Origin of the sequence: Marinobacter sp., from assembly GCF_014859525.1 — a bacterium.
In the GTDB taxonomy this organism is placed as follows: Bacteria; Pseudomonadota; Gammaproteobacteria; order Pseudomonadales; family Oleiphilaceae; genus Marinobacter.
This window is the reverse complement of the sequence record NZ_JACUUB010000053.1, coordinates 1-19,280: the sequence shown is the minus strand read 5'-3', so window position 1 is coordinate 19,280 and position 19,280 is coordinate 1. Positions and strand designations below refer to the sequence as shown.

Below are 19,280 nucleotides of genomic sequence, written 5' to 3'. Positions count from 1 at the left end.
GGCCTTCAGACCATCTACTACCAAGGGATGAGTTTTTCGCCCCCATCGAATCATTCAACTATTCGGGTGCGGCGTCTACATTGGTCAGGTAACCGCGAAAGGCCGCATTGCCCTTCGACAAACACAAAACAAGAGGTCGAGACCATGATCTACGCACAACCAGGAAAGGACGGCTCTGTCGTTTCTTTCAAATCCCGTTACGAGAATTTCATTGGTGGCGAGTGGGTTGCCCCGGTGAAGGGTCAGTATTTTGAGAACATCACTCCGGTAACAGGCGACGTGATTTGTGAAGTCCCCCGCTCCAGTGCTGAAGATATCGATCTGGCCCTGGACGCTGCGCATAAAGCCGCACCGGCGTGGGGTAAAACCTCTACCACTGAGCGGTCCAACATCCTGTTGAAGATTGCTGACCGCATTGAGCAGAACATTGAAATGCTCGCGGTTGCTGAAACCTGGGACAACGGCAAAGCTGTGCGTGAAACCATCAACGCTGACCTGCCGCTGGCGGTAGATCATTTCCGTTACTTTGCCGGCTGTATCCGTGCTCAGGAAGACGCTTCCAGTGCCATTGATAACAACACCGTTGCCTACCATTACAATGAGCCTCTGGGCGTTGTTGGCCAGATCATTCCCTGGAACTTTCCACTGCTGATGGCCGTCTGGAAGCTGGCGCCGTGCCTGGCTGCTGGTAACTGTACCGTTATGAAACCCGCCGAGCAGACTCCGGCCAGTATTCTGGTTCTGATGGATCTGATTGGCGACCTGTTGCCGCCAGGCGTGGTCAATATCGTGAACGGTTACGGCATTGAGGCCGGTCAGGCTCTGGCCACCAGCACGCGTATTGCCAAGATTGCATTCACGGGTTCAACCCCGGTCGGCGCTCATATTATGAAGTGCGCAGCCGAGAACATCATTCCGTCTACCGTAGAGCTGGGTGGCAAGTCTCCCAACATCTACTTCTCGGATGTTATGAAGGCTGAGCCCGAGTTCATCGACAAGTGTGTGGAAGGTCTGGTACTGGCGTTCTTCAACCAGGGTGAGGTTTGTACCTGCCCGTCCCGTGCTCTGATCCAGGAAGACATGTACGACGAGTTCATGGCTAAGGTCATTGAGCGTACCAAGTCCATCAAGCGCGGAAATCCGCTGGACACCGACGTACAGGTGGGTGCTCAGGCCAGCAAAGAACAGTTCGACAAGATCCTGTCTTACCTCGAAATTGGCAAGCAGGAAGGTGCAGAAGTGCTGACCGGTGGTGACCGTGAGCAAATGGAAGGCGAATTCAACAATGGCTTCTACATTCAGCCTACCTTGTTGAAAGGCCATAACAGCATGCGCGTGTTCCAGGAAGAGATCTTTGGCCCGGTGGTCGGTGTGACCACATTCAAGGACGAAGAAGAAGCTTTGGCCATCGCCAACGACACTGAGTTTGGTCTTGGTGCTGGTCTCTGGACTCGCGACAGCAACCGTGCCTATCGCATGGGTCGCGCCATTCAGGCCGGTCGCGTGTGGACCAACTGCTACCACCAGTATCCGGCACACGCTGCCTTTGGCGGTTATAAAAAATCGGGTGTTGGTCGCGAAAACCACAAGATGGCCCTGGGCCATTACCAGCAGACCAAGTGCTTGCTGGTGAGCTATGACATCAACCCGCTCGGGTTCTTCTGATCTGTAAGCGGCAGTAAGGGCCTACCTGCTTAGGCCCTGATTCGTGTGACCGCACAAGGATTGTGCACATTGTTGAACCTGGCATTTGTCAGGTTGCTCCCTCCGGGAGCGCGGGATTTATCTACCATTCTCCTTAGGCCCCTCCCAGGGCCTTTTTTTTGATTTGCCGTTCAACCACGGTCGTTTTACTGTGCTGTGGTCAACGAATTCCGGACCCTTTTTATGGTGGTTCTCAGTCGCAATGGGCGAAATGCCATCGCTGCATGGTTGAGGTCTCTGATAGGAATTACGGCTGGCATACTGGCTTCCCTGGGCGGTCTTTAAGCCGAAGTGCGACTCCGCTGATTCCAGGCTATGCTGGCAGCTTAGATTGAAAGGTTTGCCCCTTGGGTCACTGCCATCCTCGAGTTAATGGTGTTCAAGTGCTGAAGCTTGCTGTCTCGGCATTGATAATGGGTGCTGTCAGTCTCTCCTTCGAACAGCTTTACCACCAATGCGATGCTGTATGGATCGGCCATGGAAATGCTATTGCTGTCCTTGGCTTTGGCGGACCGCACACGGGAGTTGGAAAACCTCAATCGCCAACTTTTGACCCGGCAACAGCTACTGGAACAGCAGGCGAACCATGACCCTCTGACTGGTCTTGCAAATCGTAAACAGCTACAGGACCGTCTCGCCAGCGCGAAGACCCGGTGCATGGAGGCGGGAGATAGCTTTGGGTTGGCGGTGGTCGATCTGGACCGGTTCAAGGAACTTAATGATTCCCTGGGGCACAGAGCAGGCGATGAAGTTCTGGTTGCCATCAGTCGCAGACTTGAGGCGTTGCTGAGACATTCGGATACGGTTGCCCGAATCGGCGGTGACGAGTTTGTATTGTTGCTTGAAGGGATTCGAAACCGCGATGACCTGGCTTGCATGAAAGCAAAGTTGTCAGCCATTGGCGATCTGCCGATTCTATTGCACGATGGGACAGAAGTTCACGTTGGGCTGAGCAGCGGCGTGGCAATGTACCCGGATGACACAAGCGACACTGAAGACTTGTATTCGCTGGCCGATGCTGACATGTACCGTGATAAACGGGGCCGTGCGTCTGGACAAGGTGTAAGAGGCCTTGCCGAACACACAGCTGCCGCTCCTGAATAATGAGTAGCCATGAGCAGGGAAGTCCTGTTCACGAGCTACCCGACCTCACCTGCCAGTAGTCGTTTGCCTATTTTACCGCGGCATCCGTTGCCAGAATCTGAGCATGTTTCTTGAACTGTTTATTGCGGATGATTGAGTCCACACACTGACTGTCGTCCCGCAGAATCACGACGCATTCCAGGCACTGAATACATTCGTTGTAGTCGACTCTGCCGTCTTTTCGGATGGCATTAATGCCGCATTCATTCTTGCAGTGCTGGCAGGGTTGTCCACAGCGTTTGATTCGGTCCAGCCAACTGAACAGACGGAAGCGTCCCAGCACCGCCAACCCTGCGCCAAGGGGGCAAAGATAGCGGCAATAAAATTTATGAATGAACATGCCGATGGCTAGTAGCCCGATAGCATAAGCAACGAAAGGCCAGTGCCGCACGAAAAAGAGGGTAATGCTGGTTTTGAAGGGTTCAACCTCTGACAGTTGCTCCGCCAGCGAGATGGAATAAAAAGAAGCACCCACGATGGCTAACAGTAAAGGGTACTTGATCAGAATGAGTTTGCGGTGCCACTGCTCGGGAACCTTGATCTGTTTGAATTTCAGCTTCTGGCCCAGCCAGGCCGCCATTTCCTGAAGAACGCCAAAGGGGCACAGCCAGCCGCAGAACAGACCCCGCCCCCAGATAAACAGGGTGATGAAGGTATAGGTCCAGAGTATGAAGATAACGGGATCCAGCAGGAACACGTTTAACGAGAAGCCGTCCGCAATGGCGAGAAACAGGGTGTAAATGTTCACCACCGACAGTTGGCCCTGAGCGTAGAAGCCGATAAAAAACAGAGTAAAGAACAAAAAGCCCCAGCGGAATCGATGCACCAGTTTCGGGTGGCGGGTCAGCGTTTTCTGGCGGGCGAAGAACACCGTCAGTAACGACAGGCTGATCACCAGCAAACTGATCTGCCACCAGCGCTCTTTCCACAGGCCAATCCAGATGGCTTCGCGAACAAACTCCGGTCCGCCCGTCACTTCCACCGTTTCAAACAGATCGTCGGAGTAGGCCAGGGCGAGCTCAAACCGGGCCGTATCGGAAATCAGGGGATTTCGAGCCAGGACGGCGTTCAGGGTAAAGGTGGATTCTGCACCCGGATTGAATCCGGCATTGCCGCCAACCCGAAACAGGTTGATGGCGTCCATGGCGGGCATGCCCTGGGCCGTGAGTGCATGCGTGGTTCCCTGCCAGTTAAGGTCGCGCATTTCGATGGACAGCTGGTTCTGGCTCAGGCCGAAGCGGTCCGGTGTACTGCCGGGTACAAAATCCGGCCCGATGTGCGGGAACGTTCCCCGCGACATCACCATCATGACGTTGCCATTGTCGCCCAGGCGGTCCCGGAAGGTCTGGTATCGCTCATCGCCCAGCAGATTGCGCCCGACCATGGGCGAATTCATGTAGGCAAAGTAGACCTCTGAGAAGGGTTCGCCGGGTGCTGGCTCAACGTTACTGGGGTAGATCGACAGCGGCCGGCCCACTTGCGCCTCGACGTCGCTGGCGGAAATCCGGAATTTGCGGATGTAGCCCCTCTCCAGAAGCTGATCCCAGTCGAGCGGCTCGTAGTAATCCTGTCGTGCCCTGGTCGGCGCTCCTTGAGCAAACCCCTCAAGCTTTTGACGGGCCACCTGCAGTGCCGAGGACAGCACTGAATCGTTGATGATCAGTATCGAAACCGTCGCTTTGCTGACGCCGTCAAAGTAGACCACGTTGCCCGAAGTGGATTTGCCGGACCGCCCTGAAGATCGGATAACAATCTGCTCGGTCAGCGACTGTCCTTCGTATTGATTAACGAAGTCAGTCAGCGCCTGTTCACCGATGCCGTAGTGAAACACCGGTTCGTAATGATTCAGTACCTGGACGCCGGTGAAGCGCCCTCGGGTATCCAGACCGATCATCATGGTGATCGGTTTGCCGGCAAAGCCCTGAAGTTTGGTGAAATCGGTCGAGGTGTACGCGTAACCGAGAAGCTCCTGGAGCTGATAAACCGGGTACACCGGAAGGTCCGGCAACGGGTCTCCTATCACGGTGGCAGAGGGGAACAACTCCTGTATGACCCGTCGGGTGTCTTCAGAGGGTTCCGCGTAGCCATGGGTGACGACAAAACACAGAAAAAGCGAGAGCAAAATGCGCCCGGACATGATGCCTCCAGAAGTTATTATTTTCTTTATTACATGCTAAGTGGCCCAGCGCCCAGCTCAATTGCACCTCGGAGGCAAACCCTTGCTACTTTCTGCCGGCAGAAAACAGTGCCAAAGTACCATATAGGGCGAAAGCCGCTGTCATTAGGATAAAACGGTGCTCGTGGTTAAGTCCCCGGTGCACAGATATGCAATGCACTAATAATCATGACAAGAGGTGAGCATCATGTGGACCAAGCCAGCGTATGAAGATCTCCGGATCGGATTTGAAGTAACCATGTACTTCGCCAATCGGTGAATGATGGCCGACCAGCCGATCGGGCTGGTCGTTTCCGACCCGGAGGCTTATTGATGCATCTTCACATTCTGGGTTCGGCCGCCGGCGGCGGTTTCCCCCAATGGAACTGTAATTGCCGGAACTGCTCTGGTTACCGTGACGGCACCCTGAATGCCAGAGCCCGCACGCAGTCGTCCATCGCTATCAGCGAAGACGGCGAACACTGGATTCTTTTTAACGCGTCCCCAGACATACGGGCCCAGCTCGCCTCATTTCCTGCGATGCAGCCGGCGCGCTCTTTACGGGATACGGGTATATCCGCGATCGTGTTGATAGACAGTCAGGTTGACCACACCACCGGATTGTTGTCCCTGCGCGAAGGTTTGCCATTGGATGTCTGGTGTACTCGTCAGGTGCATGACGACCTGAACACCGGGTTTCCGTTATTCACCATGCTGAAGCACTGGAATGGTGGACTGAACTGGTGTGAGATCGAGGCCAACGAGCAGCAGTCCTTCACGATTCCCTGCGCACCCTCGCTTGAGCTGACTGCCATCCCGATTTTGAGTAATGCCCCTCCTTACTCGCCACGACGGGACAATCCCCATCCAGGCGATAACATCGCGCTCTTTATTCGTGACTCTCGTAACGGTCAGACAGTACTGTATGCACCAGGTCTGGGGCAGCCGGATGAGCGTATTCGCAGCTGGATGAGACAGGCTGATGTGCTACTGGTGGATGGCACGGTCTGGCACGACGATGAAATGATTCGCCAGGAAGTTGGCACCAAGACGGGCCAGGCTATGGGGCACCTGGCTCAGGCAGGGCCCGGAGGCATGATCGAGTTGCTGGACACCATGCCCGCCCATCGCAAGGTGCTTATTCACATCAACAATACCAATCCAATCCTGGATGAAGACTCGCCCGAGCGCGCTGAACTGGCCGCCCATGGCATTGAGGTATCCCGGGATGGCATGCAAATCGACCTGACGGGGCAGCCATGAACGCCAGAGCCAACACCGCCCTGAACCGCAACGATTTTGAGCAGGCTCTGCGGGCGAAGGGTGCGTATTATCATATTCACCACCCTTATCACCGGGCCATGTACGGTGGCCAATGTACGCCTGAGCAAATCCGGGGTTGGGTGGCTAACCGGTATTACTACCAGATCAAAATCCCGCAAAAAGACTCCGCCATCATGGCGAACTGTCCGGACGCGTCGGTACGCCGCCTGTGGTTGCAGCGTATTCTTGATCACGACGGTCATGAGGGTGACGTTGGCGGTATTGAAGCCTGGCTGTCGCTGGCAGAGGCGGTCGGCCTGACTCGTGAAGAGGTCATTGATGAGCGTCACGTGTTACCGGGAGTCCGCTTTGCGGTCGATGCCTATCTCAATTTTGCCCGCCGCGCGACCTGGCAAGAGGCGGCGTGTTCGTCTTTGACGGAGTTGTTTGCGCCGGAAATCCATCAGTCCCGCCTGGACAGTTGGCCGCAGCACTACCCCTGGATAGAAGCGGAAGGCTATCGCTATTTTCGTAAACGCTTGTCCGAGGCCCGGCGGGATGTGGAGCATGGGCTGGCGATCACCCTGGATCACTTTGTAACCGAAGCCGAGCAGAATCGTGCGTTCGAGATCCTGCAGTTCAAACTGGATATTCTTTGGAGCCTGCTGGACGCGTTAACCATGGCCTATGTACACCACACGCCGCCTTTCCATACTGTGACCGACGAGTCTGTCTGGCACCGGGGATTGTAAGGAGTTTCGCGATGGAGCAAATACCCCGGTTGAGGCGCGGTTTCCGGTTTCAATGGGAGCCGGTACAGAACAGTCACGTGCTGTTGTACCCGGAGGGCATGGTTAAGCTCAATGACAGTGCCGGTGCCATTCTGGCTGAGGTGGACGGCACGCGCTCTGTGCAATCGATCATTGCCGCCCTCGAGCAGAAGTACCCGGACGCCGGCCCGCTTGCGGCAGACGTTGAAGCGTTTCTGGGCGAAGCGATCCGACAACACTGGATTGAATGGTTATGAATGAGCAGGCAGACAAAGTCGGACCACCGTTGTGGTTGCTGGCAGAGCTAACCTACCGCTGCCCACTGCAGTGCCCCTATTGTTCCAATCCCATCGATTACGCCAGCCAGAAGAGTGAGCTGAACACAGAGCAGTGGTTGGATGTGCTGCGCCAGGGGCGGGCTATGGGTGCCGCACAATTGGGGTTCTCCGGTGGTGAGCCGCTGGTGCGACAAGACCTGCCGGAGCTGATTGCCGGTGCCCGCGAGCTGGGCTATTACACCAACCTGATCACCTCCGGACTGGGGCTGACCGCCGACAAGGTAGACACCTTCGCGCAAGCCGGTCTTGATCATATCCAGGTGAGTTTTCAGGCGTCGGATCCGGAGCTTAATAACGCTTTGGCGGGCTCGCACAAGGCCTTTGAGCAAAAACTCGCGATGGCCCGGGCGGTGAAAGCAGCCGGTTATCCGATGGTGCTCAATTTTGTTATTCATCGCCACAACATTCACCAGATGAACGATATTCTGGCGTTGTGTGAAAACCTGGATGCCGATTACGTTGAGCTGGCGACCTGCCAGTACTACGGGTGGGCCTTCAAGAACCGTGAAGGACTGATGCCGTCAAAAAGCCAGCTGGTAAAGGCAGAGCAGGAGGTTAATCAATACCGGGCCGACCTGATGGATCGGGATCAGCCGATGAAGGTGATCTTCGTAACGCCAGACTACTACGAAGAGCGCCCCAAAGCCTGCATGAATGGTTGGGGTAGCCTGTTCCTGACCGTGGCTCCGGACGGTACGGCGTTGCCGTGTCACAGTGCCCGACTACTGCCGATCGACTTCCCCAACGTGCAAAGCCAGTCTTTGAACGACATCTGGTATCACAGTCCCGGTTTCAATCACTACCGTGGCGACAGCTGGATGCCGGAACCCTGTCGCTCCTGTGATGAGAAAGGCAAGGATTTTGGGGGCTGTCGTTGCCAGGCTTACCTGCTGACCGGCAACGCCGATAACGCCGACCCGGTGTGTTCAAAGTCTCCGCACCACGACCGTATTCTGGCGGCCCGCACCGCGGCTGACCACGCCACGGCCGGGCTGGAGGATCTAACCTATCGTAATGCCCATAATTCCCGCCTGCTCTACCGCGGCTGACCCGATATCCGCGCAAGCCGCCTGCGCTGGGTTTACCCAGTTCGCGGGGCTCAGGGTGTGTGGCCAGGAGGTGTTCTGGCTGGCATCGGAACCGGCAACCGGCACGGTGGGGCTGTGGCAGACCAGCACTACCGGAGTCCGCCGCGTCCCGACCGGCCCGGGCAGCATCCGAAGTCGTCTCAACGGTTATGGTGGCGGTGCTTACGCGGTCCTGCCCGAGCGCATCGTCTGGGTCTCGGAAGATCAGAGCCTCTGGAGCCTGAACCGCCAAACCGGCGCACGAACGCGGTTGCTGGATGGACAAGGTCAAGCCTGGGGTGGTCTGGTGGCAGACCCGGCCCACGACCGGGTAGTGGCGGTGCGAGAACAGCACAAGCAGCAGGCGTTGATAGCGATTGAAGCCTCCGATGAGTTGAAGGTGTTGCACCAGGGGTTGGATTTTTACAGTGCCCCAGCCATCAGTGACGACGGTGCCCAATTGGCCTGGTGCAGCTGGCAGTTGCCGGACATGCCCTGGCTGCAATCCATGCTTTGGGTGGCGCAGGTGACCAACGATGGCAGGCTGACGAACATTACCGGGCAGGCACCACCGGCCCCCGGCTCTGTCCAGCAGCCGCAGTATGCAGGCGAGGCGTTGTGGGTGGTGTCTGATCATCAGGGCTGGTGGCAACCTTGGCAGGTGGCGCGAGAAACCGACAGTTACCGATGGCACTCTGCCGGCAGCCCTGCATCAGACCATGCCAATGCGCCCTGGCAGTTGGGGGAACAACACGCCTGCCCGATAGCCGGAGGCGGTTGGGCACGTGTTCGATACTGTAAGGGCATTGGTGAGCTCTGGCTGGACGACGTCGCCGGTGATCGGCGGCTGGCTGAGGCGTTTACCGATTTCCGGGATCTTCGGCCACGGGCAGAGCAATTGGTGTGTCTGGGCCGTTCGGCTGATCGCTATGACAGCGTTCTGCAAATCTGCCCGCGCACCGGCGCGGTGGATGTTCTGGCCGGAGGCGGATTGCCGGCCCACACCTCTGCCAGGCCGGCGCTGCCCCTCGCCTTCAGTGTGCCGGGCGATCAGTCGCAAGCACCTGTCATTCAGGGCTTTCTGTACTTGCCAGTCTCTGACACCCGCACGCCGCCGGTGATTCTAATGGCCCATGGTGGCCCCACCTCTGCAGCCTACGCGGTTTATAACCCGCAGGTTCAGTTCTGGTGCCAGCGGGGCTTCGCGGTCGCCGAAGTGAATTACACCGGTAGCACCGGCGCCGGCCGAGACTTTCGCCTCGCCCTTGGGGGCGAATGGGGCAGCGCCGAGGTGCGGGATATGGTCCGGAGCGCCGATTATCTGGCGGCGCAGGGGCTGGTCAGCCACGACAATGCCTTTATCCAGGGCAGAAGCTCCGGTGGTTATACTGCTCTGATGGCGGGCGTTCAAACCCGTCGTTTTTGCGCCATCGGCAGTCTGTTTGGTGTGACCGATCCGATGAAACTCAGGGCGGCAACTCACCGATTCGAATCCGGCTATCTGGACTGGCTGTTGGGAGACCCACAGAGCTATCCCGATCGCTGGAACGATCGCACGCCGGCGATTCAAGCCAGTCGTATTCAAAGTCCGGTGATTTTCTTTCAGGGTGGTCTTGATGAGGTGGTCGTACCTGATCAGACTCGGCTGATGGTCGAGGCACTTCGCTCTCATGGTCGGCGTGCAGAGTTGTGCTGGTTTGATCAGGAGGGCCATGGGTTTCGGCAGGCGAACAATCAGGCGCACATGCTTGAGCGCCTGAGTCACTTCTACCAGTACTGCGCTCAGAGCAGATCGTCGGCTCGACCAAAAGGGCAATGAATCGGCGCAAAACTTGAGCTAGACTCTCGGTCATTCCTATAACAACAACTGGGTTGTCTCTGTGCGTTATGAATTATGATATTTCCGCGCTGCGCAAATTTGTCTCTCCGGAGATTGTGTTTGGTACCGGGTCTCGTCGATCGGTGGCCAACTTCGCGAGCAATTTCGGTGCTCGTCATGTTTTCCTGGTGTCTGACCCCGGCGTTGCCGAGGCGGGTTGGGTAGGCGAAATCGAAACCCTGCTGTCGGAAGCGGGCATTCGTTGCACGACATTTACCGGGGTATCTCCCAACCCCAAAGTGGACGAGGTGATGGCGGGAGCCGAGCTGTATCGGGCCAGTGAGTGTGACGTTATTGTCGCGATTGGCGGCGGCAGTCCTATGGATTGTGCCAAAGGTATCGGTATTGTGGCCTCCCATGGCCGAAATATTCTGGAGTTTGAGGGTGTGGATACCATCCGCAATCCGTCGCCTCCGCTGATCCTGATTCCGACCACCGCGGGCACGTCGGCCGACGTCTCCCAGTTTGCGATCATTTCCGACCCCAACCGGCGTTTCAAATTCTCGATTATCAGCAAGGCGGTTGTCCCGGATGTTTCCCTGATTGATCCGGAAGTCACCGAGACCATGGATGCCTATCTGACCGCCTGTACGGGCGTGGATGCGCTGGTGCATGCCATTGAGGCGTTCGTGTCGACCGGCAGTGGCCCGCTGACCGATACCCACGCGCTTGAGGCGATACGGTTGATTAACCGAAACCTGGAGCCTTTGGTGGCGAATCTGTCAGATCCGCTGCTTCGGGAACAAATCATGCTGGCGTCGATGCAGGCCGGCCTGGCGTTCTCCAATGCCATTCTCGGGGCCGTGCATGCGATGTCCCATAGCCTGGGCGGGTTTCTGGATTTGCCCCATGGGCTCTGCAATGCCTTGTTGCTGGAGCATGTTGTGGCTTACAACTTCGCCTCGGCTGAAGATCGCTTTCGGCGGGTAGCAGAAGCCATGGATATTGATACCAGAGGCATGCCACACGCTCAGGTCAAGCAACGCCTGATGGGCCGGATTGTTGGTCTCAAGAAAACGGTAGGCCTGCAAGCGCGGCTTCAGGAACTGGGCGTAACCACCTCAGATATTCCCTACCTTTCCGGTTATGCAATGAAGGACCCTTGCATATTGACCAACCCAAGGAAGTCTTCCGTAGGGGATGTTCAGGTTGTCTACAAAGAAGCCCTCTGATTTGCTGGGCACGGGTTATGACGTCGGTGACCTCCTAGGGCTGAGCAGTCAGTCAGTCCGCAAAAATTACTACCCTGCACTTCAGGAGCGGTTGGAGGAGCTGGAACAGGAGCGCAATCGCTACAAGTGGTTGTTCGAAAACGCCCTGCATGGTGTGTTTCAGGCCAACCTGCGAGGCGGTTTTCTGGCCAGTAATCTGGCCATGGCGCGCATCTGTGGCTACGACGACCCACAGCAGCTCCAGGCCAGCGTTATCCGACTGAGAGAGCAGTTATTCTGTAGTGCGGCAGAGTTCGACACGATGCGCCAGGAGTTGCTCGATTGTGGCAGCCTGAGCGCCAGGGAAACCCGCTTTCGACGAGCGGATCAAACACCCGTGCATGTCGCTGTCACCTTGTTGCGCCGGCCTGATCTCGGGCCGGAAGTGGTGGAAGCGTTTGTTGCTGATATCAGCGAGAGAGTGCAATCCCGGCAGAAACTGGAACAGATGAATGCCGAGTTGGAGAAGCGGGTAGAAGAGCGCACCGAGGCTCTTCACAATGCAAACGTTGACCTTCGCTATCAGATTGAAGAGCGCGAAAAAATCGAGCAAGAGCTCAAAGTGGCGGTTGACGCTGCCACGGAAGCTAATCGTGGCAAAGACAAATATCTGGCTGCTGCCAGCCATGATCTTCTGCAACCGCTGAATGCGGCCCGCCTTATGATTTCTGCACTGCAGGACAGCACGTTGCCTGAGGCGGAAGAGCGGATGGTGAATCAGGTTCATCGAGCGCTTGAAGGCGCTGAGGATCTTCTGGCCGACCTGCTGGATATCTCCAAGCTGGACCAGCAGGCGATGAAGCCCGACCTGACGTTCCTTGACCTGGCCGAACTCCTCACGGGGCTTGGCGAAGAGTTTCAGGCCGTGGCTGCCAATGCAGGGTTGAAGTTCCGGGTGCGTACCTTGCCGGTCATCGTTCAGACCGACCACCGGATGCTTACACGCGTGCTGCGCAACCTGTTGAGCAACGCTTTCCGCTATACCCGTGAGGGTGGTGTGGTGCTGAGTCTGCGTCGGCGCCGGGATAGGCTTGCCATCGAGGTCTGGGATAGCGGGATCGGGATCGAAGAGCACAAGCTGCAGGATATCTTTACTGAATTTCATCAGCTCCTGCCGCAGAATGGTGGCGGTCGGCAGGGTGTTGGGCTGGGATTGGCGATCGTGGACCGGATGGTCCGGATCCTGGACTACGGGATTGACGTTGTTTCCCGGCCGGGTCGAGGCTCGCGTTTTGCCGTGTCGATCCCGCTGAGTCAGGTTCATCATGAGCCGCAAAGGCAAACGCCAACACCTGCGGCCATGGCTGCGTCCGGCTTTGACGAGGCCAGAGTGCTGGTTATCGACAACGAACCAGCGGTGCTGGAAAGCATGACCGCGGTTCTGGAACGTTGGGGCTGCGTTGTGTTGGCGGCCGCCAGTGAAGCCGACGCATTGACTCTGCTCGGCGACGGCCTGGAGCCAGACATCATCCTTGCCGATTATCACCTGGACAACGACCGCACGGGGTGCGAGGCCATCTATGCGGTTCGTCGTTTTCTGAATCGGGACGTGCCTGCCGCCATCATTACGGCGGATCGCAGTGATGAGACCCGAAACCTGATGCGAACGCAGTACCTGCCCATTCTCAACAAGCCCATTAAACCGAATCGTCTGCGTGCCCTATTGGCAAGTCTGACGAGCTCCGTTGCCTGACTCGCCTTTCAGGTTTGTGACTACACTTAGTCCAGAACTCGCCATCGTTTCCGGTAGCCGCACTCAAAGAACCCGGGTTTTGAGCAAGTTACCGATATCTGCGACCCTGTCAGACCGAGATCTCGGACTGGCGGGGGTAATTCCGTTACGCTGAGCGAGTCCGTGTTAGCCGCGCAGAAAGGAGGGTGTCGTGAGCGAATTCAGAATGGAACAAGACAGTCTGGGCGAAGTGAAAGTGCCCGAAAACGCCCTTTGGGGGGCGCAAACCCAGAGGGCTATTGATAACTTTCCCGTCAGCGGGCAAACCATGCCTATGAGCTTTATCACTGCGGTGGCCCAGATCAAGTGGGCTGCGGCCCAGGCCAATGCCTCCCTGGGTTTGCTGGACAGCGAGCGGCGCGACGCCATTGTTGATGCGTGCGAGCAACTGGTCGGTGGAGATTACTCAGATCAGTTTCCTGTTGATCGCTACCAGACCGGCTCGGGCACCAGCACCAACATGAATGTAAATGAGGTGATCGCAGCCATCGCACGCAAGCAGGGTGTGGAGGTCGACCCGAACGATCACGTCAATATGAGCCAGAGCTCTAATGACGTGATCCCGACCGCGATTCACATCAGTTCACTGTTGGCCGTTGAGCGGCGATTGCTGCCGGCGTTGTCGCATTTGCGAGGTGTGATCTACGAGCGAGAGGCCGAGCTGTCCGGGCAGGTCAAAACCGGTCGTACGCATTTAATGGATGCGATGCCGGTCACCCTTGGTCAGGAACTCAGAACCTGGCGGGAGCAGATTGCGGCCGCCGAGAAACGGCTTGAGAACGCCATGGTCGAGTTGGCGGAGGTGCCTCAAGGGGGCACGGCGGTGGGCACGGGTGTGAATGCAGCCTCTGAGTTTGCCGGTCAGTTTATCAAGTTTCTCAAACACAATACGGGCTACCCGTTTCTTGCTCTGGAACATAAGTTTGTTGGGCAGAGCGCGGTGGATGCGCCGGTGGCGTTGTCGGCGCAGCTTCGGGGCGTGGCAATTGTACTCACCAAAATTGCCAATGATTTGCGCTGGATGAACAGTGGTCCTATCCATGGATTGGCTGAAATTAGCCTACCGTCGTTGCAGCCGGGCAGCAGTATTATGCCCGGCAAGGTCAACCCGGTTGTTCCGGAGTCGGTGGCGATGGTGGGTGCCCAGGTGATGGGCCTCGACAACGCGGTGGCCATCGCTGGTCAGTCCGGGAACTTTCAGTTAAATGTCATGCTGCCGCTGGTGGGTGCCAATTTGCTGGACATGGTCACCCTGCTGACAGGCGCGTCGACGATCCTCGCAGATAAAGCAATCAAGAGCTTTACGGTGAACGCTGATAATCTGAACAATGGCGTTGGCCGTAACCCAGTGTTAGTGACGGCTCTGAACCCGGAAATTGGCTACAGCCTGGCGGCAGACATTGCCAAAGAGGCCTATCGCACCGGCCGCCCGGTGATTGATGTTGCCGAGGAGCGCAGTGGCCTCAGCAGAAAACGACTGGAAGCACTGATGGACCCGCTCAAACTGACGCGAGGCGGTCTGGCTTGAGTGGGCATCACCGGAGGTAATCTGTGCTGTTATCACTGGAGCTGTTTGTCATGCTGGTGTTGGCCAACGGCTGCCCCGTGCTGATGGCCAGACTTCTGCATCGGCACGGCGACTGGCCGGTCGATGGGGGGCGCTTGTGGGCAGATGGGCACCCCGTTTTTGGTCCCAGCAAAACCTGGCGGGGATTGTTGTCTGGCACTATTGCCTGCATGGCATTCTCGGCCTGGGTCGGTCTTGGCGGATTCTTGGGTGCCCTGTTTGGGCTTGCGGCCCTGACAGGTGACCTGCTAAGCAGTTTTGTAAAGCGCCGCCTGGGCTTGCTGTCGAGCGCGCGCGCACTTTGGCTGGATCAGCTGCCCGAGGCCTTGCTACCCATGCTCCTGGCCTGGTTCTGGTTGCCGTTGGCGTTGTGGGAGGCCGCTGCCGTCGCCGTGTTGTTTGCGCTAAGCAACATGCTGCTTTCTCCGCTGCTCTATCGACTAGGAATTCGCAAGCAGCCCCATTAAAGCGGCTTATTGTGGGCCGCGAGACAGCGTGTGTAGAGTCACTTCTGGCGGGCAATTCAGGCGAACATTCAACACGGATGTACCTGCCCCGGGAGAGGTATAGCCCTGCATGCCATTCACCTGCCAGAAGCCCCGGCCCAGCCGGCGGGGGCAGTCAGAATCCAGAGTAACGGGAATGCCGCCGGGCAGGCAGATCTGACCACCGTGGGTGTGGCCGCACAGAAACACATCGTAGCCTGCGTGAGCCGCTTCGCGCCAGATCTCCGGAGTGTGGCTCAGTAGCACACTGATACCGCCGGTGGGAATGTCGTCGCCGGCCCGGTGTAGATTGTGAACCTTGTAATAATGTGCATCGTCAACACCGGCCAGGTATATCGAGCTTTGCCCGCGGGTCAGAGGCGTCATCTCGTTCATCAACAGGCGGTAGCCCATATCTTCAAGCGCCGGTAACATGCGCACACTGTCATGGTTGCCGAGCACAGCGTAGGCGTCACCCTTGATGGCGTCGCGGAGTCGGGCCATGCCGTCCACGGCGGCGTCAATCGAGCCCCAGGTGAGTTGCCGGTAATCTCCGGTAAGCACGCACAGATCGTACTCCAGCGGCTGGATTTGCTTGATCACGGCTTGCAGATTGTGTTCGTCCATGTCCACATGCAGGTCGGTCAGATGCAAAACACGAAAGCCCTCAAAGGCTTCGGGTAAATCAGCCAGGGTGAAGGTGTTGTGAACCGTAGTGAGCGTGCGGCTGTTTGCCCGGGCTCGGTTAAACAACCCCGTCATTTGCAAGCAGAATCGGATTAAGCCTGGTGCAGTGGCCAGGTTCTCCAGGTGGAACGAGCGTTTGTCGCGGCCGAATACTTTAGCTTCTGCCTCTTGCTCGATACCCAGGCGCTGTCGCGCGTGAACCGGGCCAAGGCGCAGGCTTAGGCGGTACTTGAGAAGCTCATCCTGGTCTTCTGGTGTGCGGACTTTTGCCGTCATTTTACAATCCCTGATGCCGAGCGGAGTCTTATAATTGACGCCTGTTCTCATTATGGATGGTGCCCGGGGTTGTGCAACCGCATAGGCACAATGTTCATGTTCTGCTGCCGGGCTCGGTGCAGTCTTTTTGTGCCGGCCTGGCGTATAACGATCAGAGGCAATAGTTGGCATTGCGCGGCGAAACAGCCACAATCGAGACAAACAAACCCAGTGGAGCCATATCATGAGCGATGCATGTAACGTCCCCGGACTCACGGTTCCCCGTAGCCGGTTTCCGGCCCCCGAGCAGGACCTGTCAGAACCTGCGGGCGAGTCCCGGATTGTTCTGGCGGGCGGCTGTTTCTGGTGTGTGGAGGCTGTGTTATTGGCTTTGGAAGGCGTTATGTCTGCTGAGTCGGGGTACGCTGGCGGCGGCGCCGATACCGCTAACTATCAGGCCGTCTGCAGTGGTAGTACGGGCCACGCCGAGGTGGTGGATGTGCATTACGACCCCTCCAGGATAAGCCTGGGTGAACTGCTTCGGGTTTTTTTCTCAGTCGCTCATGATCCAACGCAGTTGAACCGGCAGGGCAACGATATTGGAACCCAGTACCGGTCGGCGGTGTTTTATGAAACCGAAGAGCAGAAGCAGATGGTAGGCGCCTATATTCGTCAGCTTAATGCGGCCGGGGTTTACCCTGATCCGATCGTGACTGGGCTGGAGCCGCTTACCGCTTTCTATCCTGCCGAAGCCAGCCATCAGAACTTTGCCGCACGTAACCCCTGGCAGCCCTACATTATGGGGGTCGCTGCACCCAAGATGGAAAAGCTGGTCAGTGCCTGGCCGGACCGGTTAAAGCCCGAGTTCAGCCAAGACGACCCGGACCTGGCCTAAAGCAAACAATCAGGAGAATCGTATGACGTTATCCGCAGCAGGCCACGACCTGACTCCGCTGACCAAAGCACAAATTGACGAAAAAGCAAAAATGCTGACTGCGGAAGAAAAGCATGTGTTGCTGGATCACGGCACTGAGCACCCCTTCTGTGGCACCTTGCTGGACAACAAAAAGGCTGGCGTTTACCACTGTCGGTTGTGCGAGCTGCCGTTGTTCAGTTCCGAGACCAAATTTGATTCAGGCACCGGCTGGCCAAGTTTTTTTCAGCCCTACGATCCAGATCATATTCGTTATCTGGAAGACGGCTCGCTGGGTATGGTCCGTACCGAGGTGCGCTGCCCCCGATGCGACAGTCATCTTGGCCACGTATTTCCGGACGGTCCGGCGCCAACCGGTCAGCGCTTCTGTTTGAACTCCATTGCGCTGGTGTTTGAAGAAAATGCCTGAGCGAGTGATGTAGGCGGGGGCGTTGCACCCCCGCTGATCAGTTCTGGCCTGAGGTGACTGACAGAATATAGTCGGCGAGCGCCTGAATCTGCTCTGCGGACAGTGAGCCCTCGAACGCCGGCATCACGCCCACGCCCTGGGTCACGGCGTTAATCACCTGCTCCCGGGACGGTTTGAGGTTATCCAGGTCGGGCCCGATGGCTCCGGCCGAGCCGGCATCCGACAAGGCATGGCAAATAGTGCAGGAAGGTTGTGAAATCTGGGTGAACACTTCTTTTCCGAGTTCTGTGTTTTCGGCATGCGCCAGAGCGCTCAGGCCTGACAAGCCGAGGGATACCGCCAGTACGGCCGTTGTTCTCATGTTGTTTCGATCCGGTTAAGGCCGGGGCGGGCGGTGTCCTGCGCCTGCCCCGGGGTTGATCAAGTGACGGTGACCGAGACTCCGTGGTCACTCCAGCCGTTGTGGCCATAGCCACGCTCATTTTCGATCCGGCCTTCAGGTTGAGTATTACCCTCAACGTCGGTCGCCCGGCTGACGATTCGATGTTCGCCGGCCGCAAGGTCGGTGGCCATCACGAACGGACGCCAGGCATAGGGGCCGAGATCCGGGCCAAGGAAGCGGCCCTGCTTCCAGGTTTTGCCGCCATCGACGGAAACCTCGATTTTCTCCAGCGCTACCGTGCCGCCAAACGCCACGCCGTAGACCATATTCCGGCCACTGCGGCCGGCTTCAAGCGGCGCGGTCACCCAGGATTTGACGTTCATTTCCCACATGGAGGGCTGGTCCGGCGAACCCGGTTTGCCCACTTCACGCACCCGATAACCAGAGGACTGAATCTTGGCGTCGGTCTGGTTTTCGGTGAATGCGATGTTTTTCACGTATTTGACGTTGTTCACCCCATAGTAGCCGGGCACCACAAGGCGCAGGGGGCCGCCGTGGACATGGCTCAGAGGTACGTCATTCATTTCCCAGGCCAGCAGCGCCGTGTCCAGCGCGCGGGTTGGCACCGAGCGTTCTACCATGATGCTCTTGGGGTCGAGTCCTTCCGGAATTGACTCGCCACCGGTGCCGGTGATGTAGCGGGCACCTTCGGCGATGCCGCCGAGCGTCTCAACCACATCCTTCAGCGGTACACCGGTCCACATCACACAGCCTGCGGCGCCAACCGACCAGGGAGTGCCGCTGGCGCCGTGGGGGAAAAAGGCCCGGCCGTTACCGGAACACTGAAGCACCGAGGCGACCGTGGTGACGCCCATGGACTTTAATTCGGCAACGGTCAGCGTCCGTGGATTCTTGACGCCTTCGATACGCACTTCCCAGGTATCGGCGTTGTCTGTAATGGTTGATGGCGGGGCCGGTAGATTGTTGCGAACAAACAGATGGTCAGCGGGCGTAATGACACCGTTACCGATGGCGCCGCGATGGGTTTCCATGGTGTTTGCGGTGTACACGATCAGGGCGTTACGGTCTTTCCAGGCCGCGAAATCGGGTAGCGATTTCGGTTCGTTGGCCTTGGCCAGCGGAGTAAAGCCCAGCAGGCTGACTGCAGCCATCGCGCCGGCACTTCCGACCAGAAGGCTTCGGCGCGTCGGGTTCTCCAGCCCGGGGTCGTTGGCGCCCCGCTCAAGAGCGTGTTGTTGTTTCATGTGCCGTCTCCTTATTGGGATTGTCATCGGACGG

General features: G+C 57.5%; 18 protein-coding genes. 14 read left to right on the top strand and 4 right to left on the bottom strand.

Annotated features, from left to right (window positions below):
* Positions 1 to 144 precede the first annotated feature (144 nt).
* Together IBX51_RS11070 and IBX51_RS11065 are read left to right on the top strand one after the other, a co-directional pair.
* Positions 145 to 1,665 carry an aldehyde dehydrogenase family protein gene (locus IBX51_RS11070; protein WP_291831293.1) on the top strand — a complete coding sequence of 507 codons (1,521 nt, stop codon included), beginning with the start codon at positions 145 to 147 and terminating at the stop codon, positions 1,663 to 1,665.
* Positions 1,666 to 2,181: 516 nt separating this feature from the next.
* Positions 2,182 to 2,808, top strand: coding sequence for a GGDEF domain-containing protein (locus IBX51_RS11065; protein ID WP_291831292.1), 627 nt, complete (start codon positions 2,182 to 2,184; stop codon positions 2,806 to 2,808).
* Between the two features lie 67 nt (positions 2,809 to 2,875).
* Here the strand turns inward: IBX51_RS11065 and IBX51_RS11060 are convergent, their stop codons facing one another.
* Entirely contained in the window at positions 2,876 to 4,984 is a 2,109-nt protein-coding gene (locus IBX51_RS11060; RefSeq protein WP_291831291.1) for a NosR/NirI family protein, read from the bottom strand.
* 226 nt (positions 4,985 to 5,210) lie between these two features.
* Between IBX51_RS11060 and pqqA the strand changes: the two genes are divergently transcribed.
* The 10 genes from pqqA to IBX51_RS11010 all read left to right on the top strand — a co-directional run bounded on the left by pqqA (position 5,211) and on the right by IBX51_RS11010 (position 15,296).
* The gene (pqqA, locus tag IBX51_RS11055; protein ID WP_007153157.1) at positions 5,211 to 5,282 is read left to right on the top strand and encodes a pyrroloquinoline quinone precursor peptide PqqA; all 72 of its coding nucleotides are present in this window, start codon (positions 5,211 to 5,213) and stop codon (positions 5,280 to 5,282) included.
* A gap of 53 nt (positions 5,283 to 5,335) precedes the next feature.
* Positions 5,336 to 6,265 (top strand): pyrroloquinoline quinone biosynthesis protein PqqB, encoded by a 930-nt coding sequence (gene pqqB / locus IBX51_RS11050; protein ID WP_291831290.1) that lies wholly within the window; start codon positions 5,336 to 5,338, stop codon positions 6,263 to 6,265.
* Positions 6,262 to 7,017: a pyrroloquinoline-quinone synthase PqqC gene (gene pqqC / locus IBX51_RS11045; protein WP_291831289.1), complete on the top strand. Its 756-nt coding sequence runs from the start codon at positions 6,262 to 6,264 to the stop codon at positions 7,015 to 7,017. The genes pqqB and pqqC overlap by 4 nt, the downstream gene beginning before the upstream one ends.
* An 11-nt stretch (positions 7,018 to 7,028) precedes the next feature.
* Positions 7,029 to 7,292 (top strand): pyrroloquinoline quinone biosynthesis peptide chaperone PqqD, encoded by a 264-nt coding sequence (pqqD, locus tag IBX51_RS11040; protein ID WP_291831288.1) that lies wholly within the window; start codon positions 7,029 to 7,031, stop codon positions 7,290 to 7,292.
* Positions 7,289 to 8,422, top strand: a complete 1,134-nt coding sequence (gene pqqE, locus IBX51_RS11035; protein ID WP_291831287.1) for a pyrroloquinoline quinone biosynthesis protein PqqE — start codon at positions 7,289 to 7,291, stop codon at positions 8,420 to 8,422. Before pqqD ends, pqqE begins: the two co-directional genes overlap by 4 nt.
* On the top strand, positions 8,388 to 10,259 hold the full coding sequence (locus IBX51_RS11030; RefSeq protein WP_291831286.1) for a prolyl oligopeptidase family serine peptidase: 1,872 nt from the start codon (positions 8,388 to 8,390) through the stop codon (positions 10,257 to 10,259). The genes pqqE and IBX51_RS11030 overlap by 35 nt, the downstream gene beginning before the upstream one ends.
* 68 nt (positions 10,260 to 10,327) lie before the next feature.
* On the top strand, positions 10,328 to 11,491 hold the full coding sequence (gene ercA, locus IBX51_RS11025; protein ID WP_291831285.1) for an alcohol dehydrogenase-like regulatory protein ErcA: 1,164 nt from the start codon (positions 10,328 to 10,330) through the stop codon (positions 11,489 to 11,491).
* Complete coding sequence (locus tag IBX51_RS11020) at positions 11,469 to 13,223, top strand: NahK/ErcS family hybrid sensor histidine kinase/response regulator (RefSeq protein ID WP_291831284.1); 1,755 nt, start codon at positions 11,469 to 11,471, stop codon at positions 13,221 to 13,223. The genes ercA and IBX51_RS11020 overlap by 23 nt, the downstream gene beginning before the upstream one ends.
* A 190-nt stretch (positions 13,224 to 13,413) precedes the next feature.
* A complete protein-coding gene (locus IBX51_RS11015) occupies positions 13,414 to 14,790 on the top strand; it encodes a lyase family protein (protein ID WP_291831283.1) in 1,377 nt (458 codons plus the stop codon).
* Positions 14,791 to 14,813: 23 nt separating this feature from the next.
* Positions 14,814 to 15,296 carry a CDP-archaeol synthase gene (locus IBX51_RS11010; protein ID WP_291831282.1) on the top strand — a complete coding sequence of 161 codons (483 nt, stop codon included), beginning with the start codon at positions 14,814 to 14,816 and terminating at the stop codon, positions 15,294 to 15,296.
* A gap of 6 nt (positions 15,297 to 15,302) precedes the next feature.
* Here IBX51_RS11010 and IBX51_RS11005 read toward each other — a convergent pair whose 3' ends face one another.
* A complete protein-coding gene (locus IBX51_RS11005; protein WP_291831281.1) occupies positions 15,303 to 16,277 on the bottom strand; it encodes a metallophosphoesterase in 975 nt (324 codons plus the stop codon).
* Between the two features lie 223 nt (positions 16,278 to 16,500).
* Between IBX51_RS11005 and msrA the strand changes: the two genes are divergently transcribed.
* Positions 16,501 to 17,151, top strand: coding sequence for a peptide-methionine (S)-S-oxide reductase MsrA (gene msrA, locus IBX51_RS11000; RefSeq protein ID WP_291831280.1), 651 nt, complete (start codon positions 16,501 to 16,503; stop codon positions 17,149 to 17,151).
* Positions 17,152 to 17,173: 22 nt separating this feature from the next.
* Complete coding sequence (gene msrB / locus IBX51_RS10995; RefSeq protein WP_291831279.1) at positions 17,174 to 17,599, top strand: peptide-methionine (R)-S-oxide reductase MsrB; 426 nt, start codon at positions 17,174 to 17,176, stop codon at positions 17,597 to 17,599.
* 37 nt (positions 17,600 to 17,636) lie between these two features.
* Here msrB and IBX51_RS10990 read toward each other — a convergent pair whose 3' ends face one another.
* Entirely contained in the window at positions 17,637 to 17,960 is a 324-nt protein-coding gene (locus tag IBX51_RS10990) for a cytochrome c (RefSeq protein ID WP_291831278.1), read from the bottom strand.
* Between the two features lie 59 nt (positions 17,961 to 18,019).
* Positions 18,020 to 19,246, bottom strand: a complete 1,227-nt coding sequence (locus IBX51_RS10985) for a sulfite oxidase (RefSeq protein WP_291831277.1) — start codon at positions 19,244 to 19,246, stop codon at positions 18,020 to 18,022.
* Positions 19,247 to 19,280: the final 34 nt, after the last annotated feature.